The organism is Methylobacterium sp. FF17 (assembly GCF_025813715.1).
Taxonomy (GTDB): domain Bacteria; phylum Pseudomonadota; class Alphaproteobacteria; order Rhizobiales; family Beijerinckiaceae; genus Methylobacterium; species Methylobacterium flocculans.
In genome coordinates this window covers 641,291-656,550 of record NZ_CP107532.1, presented here as the reverse complement: position 1 = coordinate 656,550, position 15,260 = coordinate 641,291, and the positions used below count along the sequence as shown (strand labels likewise).

Sequence of the window (15,260 nt, the reverse complement as noted above, 5' to 3'; positions counted from 1 at the left end):
GCACACCATGGATATGCCGACCGTCGCGATCGTCGGACGGCCGAACGTCGGCAAGTCGACCCTGTTCAACCGCCTCGTGGGCAAGAAGCTCGCCCTGGTGGACGACCGCCCCGGCGTGACCCGCGACCGGCGCGAGGGCGATGTCAATTTCGGTGGCCTCGTCTTCCGCGTGATCGACACTGCCGGTCTCGAGGAGGCCGATCCGGGCTCGCTGCTCGGGCGGATGCGCGCCCAGACCGAGGCGGCGATCCTCGAAGCCGACGTGGTGCTGTTCGTGATCGACGCCCGCGCGGGCGTGCTACCGGCCGATCAGCCCTTCGCCGACATGGTGCGGCGCGCCGGCTGCCCCGTCATCCTCATCGCCAACAAGGCGGAGGGAGGCGCCGGCATGTCCGGGGCCTACGAGGCGTTCTCGCTCGGGCTCGGCGACCCCATCCCGTTCTCGGCCGAGCACGGCGAGGGTATCGGCGAGTTGCACGATGCCCTGATCGAGAACCTGCCCAAGCCCGACGACGAGGACGAGGAATACGACGACGATCCGGCGAACCGCTCCCTCAAGGTCGCCATCGTCGGGCGCCCGAATGCCGGAAAATCGACCCTGATCAACCGGATGCTCGGCGAGGATCGGCTGCTCGTCGGGCCGGAGGCCGGGATCACCCGCGACTCGATCTCCCTCGACTGGGAGTGGCGCGGCCGGCGCATCAAGCTGCACGACACCGCCGGCATGCGCCGCAAGGCCCGCATCGACGACAAGCTCGAGAAGCTCGCCGTCTCGGACGGCCTGCGCGCCGTGCGCTTCGCCGAGGTGGTGGTGGTGCTCCTCGACGCCACGATCCCGTTCGAGAAGCAGGACCTGACCATTGTCGACCTGATCGAGAGCGAGGGCCGCGCCCTCGTCATCGGGCTCAACAAGTGGGACCTGGTGGCCGACCAGAACGGTCTCCTCAAGAAGCTGCGCGAGGATTGCACCCGGCTGCTGCCGCAGGTGCGCGGCGTCGGCGTGGTGCCGCTGTCGGGCTTGGCGGGTGAGGGCATCGACAAGCTGATGCAGGCGGTGACGAGCGCCGAGGAGATCTGGAGCACCCGCATCTCGACGTCGCGGATCAACGACTGGCTCAGCGCGGCGACCCAGCGCAACCCGCCCCCGGCCGTGTCCGGCCGGCGCATCAAGATCCGCTACGCCACCCAGGTGAAGAGCCGTCCGCCGCACTTCGCCCTGTTCGGCAACCAGCTCGACGGCCTGCCGAAGTCGTATACGCGCTACCTCGTCAATGCCCTGCGCGAGGCTTTCGAGCTGCCCGGGACGCCGATCCGGCTCTCCCTGCGGACCTCGAAGAACCCGTTCGACCGCGAGAACAAGGGCTGAGCCTTCGGCTCACGCCGGGCCCGCCGTCGTCTCCGCCAGCCAGTCCACCACGGCGTCGAGGGCCTGACGATTCGAGGTGTCGCCGTTGCGCGTCGCCTCGAAGGTCGCGGTCTGACGCTCGGCGCTGGTGCCGCGTTCCACGATGACCCGGGCCTGCGCCACCTCGGCCTCGCAGCCGAGGGCGGCGGCGTCTTCGGCGATGAGGGCGAGCAGGGCGTCGAGGGCTTGGCCGAAGGGCAGGGCCTCCTCGCTCGCCTCGTCGATGAGTTCCGCCTCCGTCCCGCTGCGCTGCGCGCGCCACAGATTCTCCTGCGCCAGTGCGCGGGAGACGCCGTCGAGCCCGGCGTTGAGGTCGGGGCGCCGGACCATGAGACGCACGAGGCAGCGGTAGAGGGCCGCGATGGTCAGCGCGTCTTCGAGGCGGGTGCAGGAATCCGCGATCCGCAATTCCAGGGTCGGGAACTTGATCGAGGGGCGCAGCGACCACCACAGGAAGCTCGCATCCTGGATCGAGCCGGCCTTGGTCATGATCCGGACGTAGCGCTCATGGGCGCCCCCGTCGGCGAAGAGGTCCGGCAGGCCGGTGCGCGGCAACTCGCCGAAGGCGCTGAGGCGGTAGGCGCTCAGGCCCGTGGGCTTGCCCTGCCAGAACGGCGAGGAGGCCGACAGCGCGAGCAGGAGCGGCTGGTAGGGCAGGAGCCGGTTCATCAGGTCGACGCGCCGCTCGGGATCCGGCACCTCGACATGGACGTGCATTCCGCAGATGAGGCTGCGGCGTCCGGCGAGTCCCACGTCGCGCAGGATCCCGCGATACCGGTCACCCTTGGTCGGCAGTTGGCGCGCCCAATCCGCCACCGGATGGGTGCCGGCGGCGAAGACCAGAAGGCCGTGCGCCTGTCCGAGCTTGGCGAGGGCTGCACGCTGGCGGGACAGGACTTCGCGGGCCTGCGCGAAATCCGTGGAGGGCGGGGTACAGACCTCGACCTGGCACTGGAGCAGTTCCCGCCCGATCTCCGGCAGTTCCTCGCCGGCCTGGACGTGGAACGGCTTGACCGAGCGGCGCGGAGTACCGCGCGTTTCGGCATCCGCCAGGAAGTACTCTTCCTCGATGCCGAAACGGTAGGATGCGGAGGTCATCGGGAGCCTTGTCGCTAGGTCGCTCCCCTCAACCCCTCAGGCGGCCGTTTGTGCCCTCGCCGGGCCGCCGACGAGCCAGGCCGGGTCGAACCAGCGGTCGGCCTCGCCGTCATAGGGCAGGCGGGTGACGTCCCAGTGCTGGATGTACTGCGCGTAGACGTTCCAGACCGCGATGCCGCCGCCCACGAAGATGCGCCGCCCGGGATAGCGCGCCAGCACCGCCTCCGGATCTTCGTGGCTGCGGATGACGTCGATGGTGCGGTCCTTGAATGCGAACTCCGGTACCGACGCGATGGTCTTCGGCCCGGCGATCAGGACATGGCCCATGGTGATGGCGAAGAAGCGCGTCACGTCCTCCACGAAGAGCGGATCGGTGTTGCCCTCCCAGGGCAGGTGCCCGTTGAGGCCGAGCTGCCCGCGAAGGCCGATGGCGCAGATGCAGCGAACGTCGATCATGGAGGTCTCCGGGCTGGGGCGGGAATCAGGGGCGGTGCGGGCGGGGGTGAGCCAGGCGCGGTACAAACGCTCGGGACGACGCAGTTTCCACGGAGTTCATCGCTTAAAAAACGCCGCCGCAGTCCCGACGGATCCCGGGCCGGCGCCGCCAAGTCGTGGCTCGCCGGCCACGAACCGGAACGACGGGGCGAGGACAGCCGAGATCACCCCGCCGTCCAGGGGGCGGTGTGCCCTCGGCTCCCGACGGGATTCCGTGCGCAGAGGGCGGGAGAGCCGCACGGCGCCGGGCCGTGCCGCCTGGAGGCGAAGGCGTTCGACGTCTCGAAAGGCGGCCTCGGTTCAGTCCGCCATCCGCGGGGTCAGCACGCGATCGCTCGGGAAATCGTAGATCTTGCCGGATTCCGTGAAATCCGGGCTCGCGAGGCGGACGAAGTGGGGCGCCAGGTCTTCCGGCGTCTTCAGCGTCTCCGCATCCTCGCCCGGCATCGCGGCCTTGCGCATGGCGGTGCGCAAGGGGCCGGGGTTGAGCAGCATGGCGCGCACGGGGGTGGTCGCCGTCTCGGCCGCGTAGGTGCGCACCAGGGCGTCGAGGGCCGCCTTCGAGACCGAGTAGGGGCCCCAGTAGGCCTTGCATTTCTGCGCGGCGCCCGAGGTGACGAAGATGGCGCGGCCGGCATCCGACATCCGCAGCAGCGGATCGAGGGAGCGGATCAGCCGGTAATTCGCCGTCACGTTGATCTCCATCACCTGCGCCCAGGTCTTGGGGGTCACGTGCCCGATCGGCGTGAGATTGCCGAGGATGCCGGCATTGCCGACCAGGATGTCGAGGCGCTTCCAGCGCTCGTGGATGCCCGCGCCGAGGCGGTCGATGGCGTCGTAGTCGGTCAGGTCGAGGGGGACGAGGGTGGCGCTCCCGCCCACCCCCCGGATCGCATCGTCGAGTTCCTCAAGGGCGCCCTGGGTGCGGGCGACCGCGACGACGTGCGCCCCGGCCTCCGCCAGGGCGAGGGCGGCCGCACGTCCGATGCCGCGCGAGGCCCCGGTCACGACGGCGAGGCGGCCGGCGAGGGCTTTGTCGGTGGTGCTCATCGGCGGATCAATCGGCTTCGGCCAGCAGCGCGAGGCGGCGCGGCCCGGCGATGGCGAGGTCGGTCAGTTCGGTCGGGTAGTCGCCGGTGAAGCAATGGTCGGTGTATTGCGGGTTGACCGGGTCGCGCCGCTCCTCGCCCATCGCCTTGTAGAGGCCGTCGATGGACAGGAAGGCCAGGGAATCCGCGCCGATATACCGGCGCATCCCCTCGAGGTCGTGGGTGGCGGCGAGCAGCTTCTCCCGCTCCGGCGTGTCGATGCCGTAGAAGTCCGGGTAGGTGATCGGCGGCGAGGCGATTCGGAAATGCACCTCGCGGGCGCCGGCCTCGCGCATCATCCGGACGATCTTCACCGAGGTGGTGCCGCGCACGAGGCTGTCGTCCACGAGCACGATGCGCTTGCCCTCGACCACCGCGCGGTTGGCCGAATGCTTCATGCGCACGCCGAGTTCGCGCACGGACTGGGTCGGCTGGATGAAGGTGCGGCCCACATAGTGATTGCGGATGATGCCCATCTCGAAGGGCAGGCCGGTCTCCTGGGCGAAGCCCAGCGCGGCGGGAACGCCGGAATCCGGAACCGGAATCACCACATCGGCTGCGGCGGCCGATTCACGGGCAAGCTCGTGGCCGATATTCTTGCGCACCGCGTAGACGCTCTTGCCGTTCACCACCGAATCGGGGCGGGCGAAGTAGATGTACTCGAAGATGCAGGGGCGCATCTTCCGGGCCGGCGCGAAGCGGATCGATTCGATCCCCTCCTCGGAAATCACCACGATCTCGCCGTTCTCGATGTCGCGGACGAACTTCGCGCCGATGATGTCGAGGGCGCAGGTCTCCGACGCCAGGATGTAGCGCCCGTCGAGTTCGCCGAGCACCAGGGGGCGGATGCCCATCGGGTCGCGGGCGCCGATGAGCTTCTTGTTGGTGAGCGCCACGATGGCGTAGGCGCCCTCGATCTGGCGCAGGGCTTCGGTGAAGCGCTCCACGATGCGCGGCGCGCGGGAACGGGCGGCCAGATGCAGGATCACCTCCGTGTCGGAGGTTGACTGGGTGATGGCGCCGTCCCGCACGAGGTCGCGGCGGATCGAAAGGGCGTTGGTGAGGTTGCCGTTATGCGCCACCGCCAGACCGCCGCTGGCGAGTTCGGCGAAGAGGGGCTGCACGTTGCGCAGGATGGTGCCGCCGGTGGTGGAGTAGCGCACGTGGCCGATGGCGGCCGGGCCCTCCAGATGCTCGATGGTCGCGCGGTCCGAGAACGAATCTCCCACGAGGCCGGGCCGGCGCTCGGAATGGAACACCGTCCCGTCGAAGGAGACGATGCCCGCTGCCTCCTGCCCGCGATGCTGCAGGGCGTGGAGCCCGAGCGCGACGATCGCGGAGGCGTCCGGATGGCCGAAGATGCCGAAGACGCCGCATTCCTCGCGCAGCGTATCGCCGTCCCGATCGAGCCCGTCCACGACCTCAGCGGGGGGACGGGCACGCGACTTGGCTACAGACATGGTGATGTCGTTCCCTGCTTGGTCCCGCGCGAACCCCCACGCGGGTACCGTCAGACAACCGTCATGTAATCGCGCTTGGCGCCGCGACCAAGCGCGCGATCCTGCAGGTCAGCGTCGCGGCGTGGACGTGGCTGGAGCCTCGGTGCGGCGCTGGGCCGGAACCTCGCCTTCCGGCGGCTCCACGGGATCGGCCGGGCTGTCGCCCTTCGGCTTCTTGAACTGCTTGAGCAGGCCTTCCGGGTTCTCCGGCAGCTGTGCCACCAGGGCCTCGCCGGACTTCTCCAGCATGGGGCGGCTGCGGGCCTCGGACGCCCAGGGCGGCATCTTGCCCTGCACGAGCCAGGCCAGGAAGACCCAGCCGATCACGCAGATGAGGAAGCCGCGCCCGGCGCCGAACAGGAAGCCGAGCGAGCGGTCGATGGCGCCGATCCGCGAATCGAGGATCATGTCCGACACCTTCACGGTGATGATGGACACGACGATCAGCGTCACGAGGAAGATCGCGGCGATCGAGGCCACCAGGGCGACCGTGGGGTTCGTCACGTGCTGGCTGACGGTGGGCAGCAGCAGGGGGTGAAACTTCCAGGCGATGGCGGCGGCCGCCACCCAGGCGATGATCGCCAAGACTTCGCGGGTGGCGCCGCGCACGGCTGCCAGCAACGCCGAGAGCACGACGATACCCAGCACGACGAGATCGAGAACGGAGAACGGCATCTCTGACGGTTGTCACTTCATGGGGCGCAGCGGCGACGATGGGCGGATCGTGCGGCTCCCCGGGCCGCCCCTCCGTATATCCTGGCGAAACTCGGCCGTCACCCTGGCCCGGGGTGCCATCTCGCCCCTCGAACGCCCTGGATGGCCACGCGGTCCGGTCGGGTCGGCGCCTGCCGGACGACGCAGGAGACGACGCAGGATCGGCGCCCGTTCCGGGCGGCCGGGCGATGCGCCTTCGGGTTCGGCGATCATTGTGCCGACGCAACCGAGCGGTCCGGCGCGGGCGACCCCATGCCTGTCCGGCCCCCCAGGCATTCGGGTGCGCGTATGATTGACGGGCACTTGCCTCTCGGAAAACGACCCGCTCCGATAACTTACCGAAGACTAGTTGGGAGCGTATTTGGAATATTTAACGTCATTGTTCATTTGTAATCGATATATCAGCCGGCTGAGCATGGCTTTATGCCCTATCGGTGGAAATTTATCCGTGTTACGCCCTGGAAACATACCCGATCATAGCCTCAATCAAGGATCGCTCCATGGCATCTGTCGGTCGAAATGCTCCTTTGTCGGGGAATGCCGTCGTCGATGGATTGATGATGGGCGCCGGGTGGACCGGACCCATTGTCAGCTATGGATTCAAGCCGGGCGACATCAACGAGAACGGCGTCAACGACTTCGACGAGGGTGACTGGAAGGCGTTTCACCGCGAACTCATGAGCAACGTGGAGACCTTCGCCAACCTGACCTTCACGGAGGTGTCGGGGACCGCGAACATCAACTTTCGGCTGGACCTGGGCGCTGGCGGTGAATCCGGCGTGCCCGTGGAGGGGACGCTCTCCGTGGAGACCGCGGTCGGGATCGATCGCAACGTTTCGGGAGGCGCGGAGGTCGTTCGCCTCGGAACGTTCTCGACGACCTGGTTCCACGAACTCGGGCATGCTCTCGGGCTCAAGCATACCCACGAGACCGTGCCGGGTCTCTCCGGGATGCTGCCGGGCATCGAAGGGCCGGGTGATCAGGGCACGACCTTCCTGAACTCTCATCTCGGCACCGTGATGGGCTACACGTGGTCCTTCCTGCCGGAGGACAATCCCTTCACCGCCGCCGTCGACCCCGGCATGTCGGTCAAGGTGCAGCCCGGCTCCTTCGGGGCGATCGACATCGCCGCGCTCCAGCACCTCTACGGCGCGCGATCCCACAACACCGACAACACGGTCTATCGCTTCAGCGACGATGTCGATGCCAACCGCGGCTATACGACGATCTGGGATACCGGCGGCTTCGACACCATCGCGTATACCGGAACGAGCCGGGCCAAGATCGATCTCCGCGCCGCGACGCTGGAGAACGAGATCGGCGGCGGCGGCTGGATCTCCACCTCCGAGACGCTGACCGGCGGCGTCTCGATCGCCAACGGCGTGGTGATCGAGAGCGCCAGAGGGGCTGCGGCGGACGACATCCTGATCGGCAACGCCAGCGCCAACAGCCTCATCGGGCTCGCCGGCAATGACGTCCTGCGCGGCGATGCGGGCAACGATCGCCTCAATGGCGGCGCGGGCGACGATATCCTCGACGGGGGGGAGGGCCGCGACAGCGCCGTCTACCAGAAGGCCTTCGCGAGCTATGCGCTGCGTCTCGACGGGCGCGAGACCGTGGTGACGGGCGAGGGCGTCGATCGGCTGAGCGATGTGGAGACGGCGATCTTCTCGGACGGCGTCTACGATCTCGGCCTGCGTGTCTTCACAGCGAACCCGGCGCCGCCGGTGGCCCTGAACGGAACCGGGGGTAACGACGTCCTGACGGCGACCAGCGCCGTGAACTGGAGCCTCGACGGGGGCGGCGGCGATGACACCCTCGTCGGCCAAGCCGGCAACGACCGCCTGAACGGCGGGTCGGGCAACGATCGCCTCGACGGAGGAGCCGGCGCCGACACGATGATCGGCGGCGTTGGCGACGACACCTACATCGTCGACAACATCCGCGACGTGGTGGTGGAAGCGCAGGGTAACGAGCGGAACGTCATCGAATCCTCGGTCAGCTACACCCTCGGCGTGGGGGTGAAGGAACTGGTCCTGACGGGGCCCGCGGCCTGGATGGGCACCGGCAACGCCCTCGACAACGTCCTCACCGGCAACCGGGTCGCGAACGTGCTGAACGGCGGGGCCGGCGATGACTGGCTGAATGGCGGCCTCGGGCGCGACAAGCTCATCGGAGGTCTGGGCGACGATCACTACGTGATCGACAATGCCGGCGACGTCGCGATCGAGGGTGCCGGCGAGGGCACCGATCACATCGAGAGCACGGCCTCCTTCACCCTCGGCGACAATGTCGAGAACCTGACCCTGCAGGGAAGCGGCGCAATCCGGGGAACCGGGAACGACCTGTCGAACATCATCGTGGGCAGCACGGCCGCCAACGTCCTGACGGGTCTCTCGGGGAACGATATCCTCATCGGAGCCGAGGGGAACGATCGCCTGATCGGCGGTGCGGGCATCGACACCCTGACGGGGGGCACCGGCTCGGACGCGTTCGTCTTCCGCGACGGCGAGACGGGATCGGCCGCGGTAACCGCGGACCGCATCGCGGATTTCGAGGTGGGCGACCGGATCGACCTGACCGCGTTCGAGGCCGTGAGCACGTTCGCGTTCATCGGGCAGGCCGCCTTCAGCGGCGCGCGCGGCGACGTCCGGTTCGCGCAATCCGACGGTGTCACGTCGGTCGAAGGCGATGTGGATGGCGACGCCCGCGCCGACTTCCTGATCAACCTGACGGGCGTCCATAGCCTGGTCGCCACCGACTTCCTGCTCTGAAGTCGGCCGGCTCAGTCGTCGTCGCCGTAATCCGGTGGGTTGTGGCCGCGCCGGGCGCCGACCCGGCGCTGGCCACTGCTGGCGATGCCCGCGACCACGTCGGCGATGTGGCGCAGGGCTTCCGTCTGCAGCGCGGTCTCGCCGCCTTCGCCGCGTCCCTGCGGGGTCACCGCCTTGGCGAAGCCGAGCTTCAGCGCCTCCTTGAGGCGGGCCGGTGCCTGGGCCACGGGGCGGATGGCGCCCGACAGACCGATCTCGCCGAAATACACGGTCTCCGGCGGCAGCGTCGCGCCCGATAGCGACGAGACCAGCGCGGCGGCCACCGCGAGGTCGGCGGCGGGCTCAGAAATGCGCAGGCCGCCCGCGACGTTGAGGTAGACGTCGTGGGTGCCGAGCCGGATGCCGCCATGCGCCTCGAGCACCGCCAGCACCATCGAAAGACGATTGGGATCCCAGCCCACCACGGCACGGCGGGGCATGCCGAGCGACGAGGGGGCGACGAGGGCCTGGATCTCGACCAGGAGTGGGCGCGTGCCCTCCATTCCGGCGAAGACCGCCGTGCCGGGGGCGGCGTGGTCGCGCCCCGCCAGAAACAGGGCGGAGGGGTTCGGCACCTCGGCCAGCCCCATGTCGGTCATCTCGAACACGCCGATCTCGTCGGTGGGGCCGAAGCGGTTCTTCACGGCGCGCAGGATGCGGAAGTGGTGGCCCTGGTCGCCCTCGAACGAGGCGACGGCGTCGACCATATGTTCGACGACGCGCGGGCCCGCGATCTGCCCGTCCTTGGTGACGTGGCCGACGAGGATCACCGCCGTGCCCGTGGTCTTGGCGAAGCGAATCAGGGTCTGGGCGGAGCCGCGCACCTGCGTGACCGTGCCGGGGGCCGATTCCACGGTCTCGGTCCACATGGTCTGGATCGAATCGATGATGGCCAGCGCCGGCGGGCGCCCCTGGGACAGGGTCTCGACGATGTCCTCGACATTGGTCTCGGCCGCGAGTTCCACGGCGGCGGAGGTCAGGCCGAGGCGTTCGGCGCGTAGGCGCACCTGCGCCACCGCCTCCTCGCCCGAGATGTAGACGACCCGCTCGCCCGTGCGGGCCATGGCGGCGGAGGCCTGCATCAGCAGCGTCGACTTGCCGATGCCGGGATCACCGCCGAGCAGGATCACCGAGCCGCGCACGAAGCCGCCGCCGGTGACGCGGTCGAGTTCGTTGATGCCGGACGGGATGCGCGGCGCCTCCTTCACCTCGCCGGTGAGGCCCTCCAGGGCGAAGACGCGGCCGCGCGCCCGGCTCGGCCGGGTCTTGACCGGACCTGCCTGCGGTCCGGCGGCGCCGGTCTCCTCGGTGATGCAGTTCCAGCCGTTGCAAGCCTCGCAGCGCCCGCGCCAGCGATTGTAGACCGCCCCGCAGGACTGGCAGACGAAGGTCTGTTGGATCTTGGCCATCGCGATTCCGCTGGAGGGACCGACGCGCGGCCCTCGGGATCAGGCCGGCGTCAGGCGTCGTGTCCTCTCACATAATGGCGAACATAGCGAGAACCCAGACCCGTCAGGATCTCGTAGCCGATGGTGCCGGCCGCCCGTCCCACCGCATCCACGTCGAGGTCGTCGCCGATCAGGGTGGCGCTGGCGCCGCGCGTCGCCTCCGGTGCGTCGGTGACGTCGAGGATGATGAGATCCATCGAGATCAGCCCCAGGATCGGACAGCGCACACCGCCGACGAGGGCCATGCCGCGACCGCTGGCGGCGCGCGGATACCCGTCCGCATAGCCCAGCGACAGGGTCGCGAGGCGCCGGGGTTCGGCCGCGCGCCAGCGGCCATTATAGCCGCAGGTCTCGCCGGCTGCGACGTCGCGCACCTGTGCGATCGCGGCCTCCAGGCGCACCACGGGGCGCATCGGATTGGGCTTCCACGGGGTGGGATTGCCACCGAACAGGGCGTAGCCCGGTCGCAGCAGATCGTGATGGGCCTGCGCCCCGAGGAAGATGCCGGAGGAATTCGCGAACGAGCCCGGAAGGCCCGGATAGGCTGCCCGCACCTCGGCGAACGCGCGCATCTGGCGCGCATTCACCGGATCGCCCGACAGTTCGGCACTGACGAGATGCGTCAACACCAGGGCGATGCCCGCCCGAGCGATGACCGGGTCTCCGGAGAGCGCCAGCGCCTCCGACACGGGCAGCCCGAGGCGGTTCATGCCGGTATCCACATGCAGGGCCGCCGGCAGCCGGCGCCCCGCCGCCTCCGACAGACCGGCCCATTCGGCAAGCTCCGCGCGGCTGCCGAGGACCGGGCGCAGGTCGTGGGCGATCAGCGCCGGGCCGAAGCCGGGGAGCAGGCCGTTGAGCACGTAGATCACGCCGTCGGGCAGGATCCGGCGCGCCGCGATCCCCTCGCCCAGGTGCGCGACGAAGAACGTCCGGCACCCCGCCGCCCAGAGGGCGGGGAGCACGGCATCCAGGCCACAGCCATAGGCATCCGCCTTGACCACGGCCGCGCAGGCCGCGTCCGTCGCCTCGGCCGCGAGCCGGCGCCAGTTCTCCGCGATGGCCGCGAGGTCGATGGTGAGGCGGGCACCGTGGCTCGCCGGAACTTCGATCTGAGGATCCATCCTATCCATCGCGGGGCCTTGCGCCGGTTGCGTTGCAGAATCCCGGGTTCCGCTGCGCGGCCCCGGGACGACGGCGTGTCTCAGCGATATCCGTGCCCGGTTCCGATCCGCGGAGCGACCCGATTCGGTGGCTGTTCCAGCGTCTCCCGGAGCGCGGGAACGCGATGATCGCGGGGGCGAGCCGCCGACCTACATCTGCTCGGGCATGCGGTCCGACTGCGCCAGGTTCGAGAAGCGCGTGATGTTGGCGTCGAACTGGAGTTCCACGGTGCCGGTGGGTCCGTGACGCTGTTTGCCGAGGATGACTTCGGCCTTGCCGTGGACGCGGTTCATCTCCGCCTCCCAGGCGAAGAACTCCTCGGTGCCCTCGCGAGGCTTCTTGTTGTTGACGTAGTATTCCTCGCGGAACACGAACATCACCACGTCGGCGTCCTGCTCGATCGAGCCCGATTCGCGCAGATCCGCGAGTTGGGGCCGCTTGTCCTCGCGGTTCTCAACCTGACGCGAAAGCTGCGACAGGGCGATGATCGGCACCGCCAGTTCCTTGGCGAGCGCCTTCATGCCGGTGGTGATCTCGGTCATCTCCTGCACGCGGTTGTCCGAGCGCTTGCCGGAGCCGGAGAGCAGCTGCAGGTAATCGACGATGAGGAGGTCGAGGCCCTTCTGCCGCTTCAGGCGGCGGGCGCGAGCGGCGAGCTGGGCGATCGAGATGCCGCCGGTCTGGTCGATGTAGAACGGGATCGTCTGCATGTCCCGGGCGGCGTCGGTGATCTTGTAGAAGTCGGCCGGCTGGATGTCGCCGCGACGGATCTTGTAGGAGGCCACGCCGGATTGCTCGGCGATGATACGGGTCGCCAACTGCTCGGCCGACATTTCGAGGGAGAAGAACCCGACGATGCCGCCGTTCTTCGTCTCCGTTCGTCCGTCCGGCAGCTTCTCGGACTGGTAGGCCTTGGCGACGTTGAAGGCGATGTTGGTCACGAGCGAGGTCTTGCCCATGGCCGGGCGCCCCGCGAGGATGATGAGATCCGAGCGCTGCAGGCCGCCCATCTTGGCATCGAGGTCCGACAGGCCGGTGGCGATGCCGGAGAGCTTGCCCTCGCGCTGATAGGCTTTGGCCGCCATGTCCACGGCGGCGGTGAGGGCGTCGGAGAACTTCTGGAAGCCGCCGTCGTACTTGCCCGATTCGGCGAGTTCGTAGAGCCGGCGCTCCGTGCCCTCGATCTGGTCGCGGGGAGAGGATTCCACCGGGGCCTCGTAGGCGCCGTTCACGAGATCCTCGCCGATGGTGATGAGGCGGCGGCGGATCGCGAGGTCGTAGATGGTGCGGCCGTAATCGCCCGCATTGATCACGGTGGTGGCCTCGGCGGCGAGGCGCGCGAGGTACTGCATCACGGTCTGGCCGCCGAGATCGGCGTCACCCAGGTAGGTCTTCAGGGTGATCGGGGTCGCGAGCTTGCCGGCCTTGATAAGCTGGGAGGCCACCTCGAAGATCTTGCGGTGGACATCCTCCATGAAGTGCTCGGCGAGGAGGAAGTCGGAGATGCGGTAATAGGCATCGTTGTTGACCAGGATCGCACCCAGCAGCGCCTGCTCCGCATCGATGTTGTGCGGTGCGACGCGAAATTCCTGCGGGACGGGCTGAAGGTTGGCCGTCAGGGCGTTGGGCAGGGCCATGGGCTGATTCGAGGCTCCGACTCGTCGATGACTTCGTCCGCGCGGCGTGTGAGGCCGCCGCGCGTCTCTACCGGCAGACCATGGCCACGGCATGGTTAGCCGAACCTTAGCCGATTCGCGTGTTCGCCCCGTGAAGGGTGCCCCGCCCGCATCCGCGATGCCGGTGCGACCCCTCGGACGCGAAACGCCCGCCATCCTCGCGGATGACGGGCGTCCATGCTGGAACAAACGAGGAACTAGTCAACCCTCAAGGCCACTCGTCCCCGTTCTTCACCGCCGGTGTGGCGTGCTTACTCGCGGTCGTCGCCGGCCTCGGCCAGCGCGGCGCCGACCTCGAGGCCGAGGTCGTCGAGGTTGAAGGCCTCACGCTCGGTGGTCGATTCGCCGCGTGCCTGACGCTCGGCCTCTTCCGGCGAACGGGCGACGTTGACGGTGATGCTGACCTCGACCTCGGGGTGCAGCACGACCGGCACGGTGTGCAGGCCGAGCGTCTTGATCGGCTGGTTGAGGGCGAACTGGTCGCGGCCGACCGAGAAGCCGTCGGCGGTGACGACCTCGGCGAGATCGCGGGTCGAGACGGACCCGTAGAGCACGCCGGTCTCGCCCGACTGGCGGATGAGCACGAAGCTCTTGCCCTCGAGGGTCTCGGCGACGCCTTGAGCCTCGGACTTGCGCTCGAGGTTGCGGGCCTCGAGCTGGGCGCGCTGCGTCTCGAAGTGCTTCTTGTTGTTGGTGGTGGCGCGCAGGGCCTTGCCGCGGGCGAGCAGGAAGTTGCGGGCGTAGCCCGGCTTCACGTTCACGGTCTCGCCCATCTGGCCGAGCTTGGCGACGCGCTCGAGGAGGATGACTTCCATGGTTCTGGTCCTTCGGTTCTCAGTGGGTCAGGGTCGTCCGGACGCCCCTTGCGGGCGTCGGCTGTCGAGGGCGGTATCGGCAATGCCGAACAGGGTCAGGGCAACGAGGGCGATGCCCTGGGTGAGGAAGAGGATCACGTAGAGGCCGAACAGCAGGGCGAGGCGCCCGGGCCGGCCCCGGCTGCGATCGTGGAAGGCGGCGAGGCCCTGCATCGCGAAGGCGGCGCTCAGGGCCCCCGCCAGCGCCACGCCCAGCACGCCGGGATAGCCGGGCACCAGGGCGAGGATCAGCGAGCCCGCCAGCACTGCGAGCACGCGGCGGGGCATCATCGTGGCGGCCAGGTCCGGCCAGGGGCGCGGCAGGCGGCCGGAGACGCGCACGATGCGGGCGGCCGCCCAGAGATAAAAGGTGAGCAGGACCGTGAGGCCCTGGGTGGCGAGGCCCGGTGCGATCGCCGCCAGGGCGTTGGCGACCTCCGTCCGCGTCGCTTCCGCGGGGTCCAGCAGCACCGCGTCGGCCGGGGCTTCGGCGGCGTCCGGGGCGGCCGGCTTCGGGGCCGTGGTGCCGGCGCGGTCGGCCTGGATGCGCACGATGGTGCGGGTCATGCCGCGCAGCTGCGACTGGAAGGTCTCGTAGTTCGGCGCGGCGATGACCGCGATGGCCACGAAGGCGAGGCCCGCCGTGCCGGCGGTCCAGGCGAGGAGGCGCCCGGTGGGGTACCATTCCATCGTGCCGTCGGCGCCGGGGCGGCCGAGCAGCGCGAGATAGGCCAGCCACCAGGCCGGCAGGGCCAGATAGGTGAGGAAGCCGAGTCCGAGGAAGGGTTGGACGACGAGGGCCAGGGCAAGGCTGCCCGTGAGGGCGGCGACCAGGGCGGCCCGGTGGCTCCAGCCGAGCCCCACGATGAGGATCGGGAGCGGGGCGAGCAGGTAGAGCAGGATCGCGAGCGCCGTCGCCTTCAGCAGAACGCCGAAGAGGAGGGCGGAGACGAGGCCCGCGCCGATACCGATGCCGAGGTACTGTGCCATCAATTCCGCTGTCCCG

The 15,260-nt window shown here is 69.0% G+C and carries 12 protein-coding genes; 2 read left to right on the top strand and 10 right to left on the bottom strand.

What is annotated here, in order from left to right:
* The first annotated feature begins 7 nt into the window (after positions 1-7).
* Positions 8-1,366 (top strand): ribosome biogenesis GTPase Der, encoded by a 1,359-nt coding sequence (gene der, locus OF380_RS02930; RefSeq protein ID WP_264049295.1) that lies wholly within the window; start codon positions 8-10, stop codon positions 1,364-1,366.
* Positions 1,367-1,375: 9 nt separating this feature from the next.
* Here the strand turns inward: der and OF380_RS02925 are convergent, their stop codons facing one another.
* The 5 genes from OF380_RS02925 to OF380_RS02905 form a co-directional block, all read right to left on the bottom strand.
* Positions 1,376-2,503: a carboxylate-amine ligase gene (locus OF380_RS02925; protein WP_264049294.1), complete on the bottom strand. Its 1,128-nt coding sequence runs from the start codon at positions 2,501-2,503 to the stop codon at positions 1,376-1,378.
* Positions 2,504-2,539: 36 nt separating this feature from the next.
* Positions 2,540-2,959, bottom strand: coding sequence for a dihydrofolate reductase (locus tag OF380_RS02920; protein ID WP_264049293.1), 420 nt, complete (start codon positions 2,957-2,959; stop codon positions 2,540-2,542).
* A 339-nt stretch (positions 2,960-3,298) separates the two neighbouring features.
* Entirely contained in the window at positions 3,299-4,048 is a 750-nt protein-coding gene (locus tag OF380_RS02915) for an SDR family NAD(P)-dependent oxidoreductase (RefSeq protein ID WP_264049292.1), read from the bottom strand.
* A gap of 7 nt (positions 4,049-4,055) precedes the next feature.
* Positions 4,056-5,546, bottom strand: coding sequence for an amidophosphoribosyltransferase (gene purF / locus OF380_RS02910; RefSeq protein ID WP_264049291.1), 1,491 nt, complete (start codon positions 5,544-5,546; stop codon positions 4,056-4,058).
* Positions 5,547-5,654: 108 nt separating this feature from the next.
* Positions 5,655-6,260, bottom strand: coding sequence for a CvpA family protein (locus tag OF380_RS02905; RefSeq protein ID WP_264049290.1), 606 nt, complete (start codon positions 6,258-6,260; stop codon positions 5,655-5,657).
* Between the two features lie 596 nt (positions 6,261-6,856).
* Here OF380_RS02905 and OF380_RS28680 point away from each other — a divergent pair.
* Entirely contained in the window at positions 6,857-9,073 is a 2,217-nt protein-coding gene (locus OF380_RS28680; RefSeq protein WP_318784437.1) for a M10 family metallopeptidase C-terminal domain-containing protein, read from the top strand.
* Positions 9,074-9,084: 11 nt separating this feature from the next.
* Here OF380_RS28680 and radA read toward each other — a convergent pair whose 3' ends face one another.
* The 5 genes from radA to OF380_RS02865 form a co-directional block, all read right to left on the bottom strand.
* Positions 9,085-10,521, bottom strand: a complete 1,437-nt coding sequence (radA, locus tag OF380_RS02885; RefSeq protein ID WP_264049289.1) for a DNA repair protein RadA — start codon at positions 10,519-10,521, stop codon at positions 9,085-9,087.
* Between the two features lie 50 nt (positions 10,522-10,571).
* The gene (alr, locus tag OF380_RS02880) at positions 10,572-11,684 is read right to left on the bottom strand and encodes an alanine racemase (RefSeq protein WP_264049288.1); all 1,113 of its coding nucleotides are present in this window, start codon (positions 11,682-11,684) and stop codon (positions 10,572-10,574) included.
* A 189-nt stretch (positions 11,685-11,873) separates the two neighbouring features.
* Positions 11,874-13,361, bottom strand: a complete 1,488-nt coding sequence (locus tag OF380_RS02875; RefSeq protein ID WP_264049287.1) for a replicative DNA helicase — start codon at positions 13,359-13,361, stop codon at positions 11,874-11,876.
* A 290-nt stretch (positions 13,362-13,651) separates the two neighbouring features.
* Positions 13,652-14,215, bottom strand: a complete 564-nt coding sequence (gene rplI / locus OF380_RS02870) for a 50S ribosomal protein L9 (RefSeq protein ID WP_264049286.1) — start codon at positions 14,213-14,215, stop codon at positions 13,652-13,654.
* 27 nt (positions 14,216-14,242) lie between these two features.
* On the bottom strand, positions 14,243-15,244 hold the full coding sequence (locus OF380_RS02865; RefSeq protein ID WP_264049285.1) for a DUF2232 domain-containing protein: 1,002 nt from the start codon (positions 15,242-15,244) through the stop codon (positions 14,243-14,245).
* Positions 15,245-15,260: the final 16 nt, after the last annotated feature.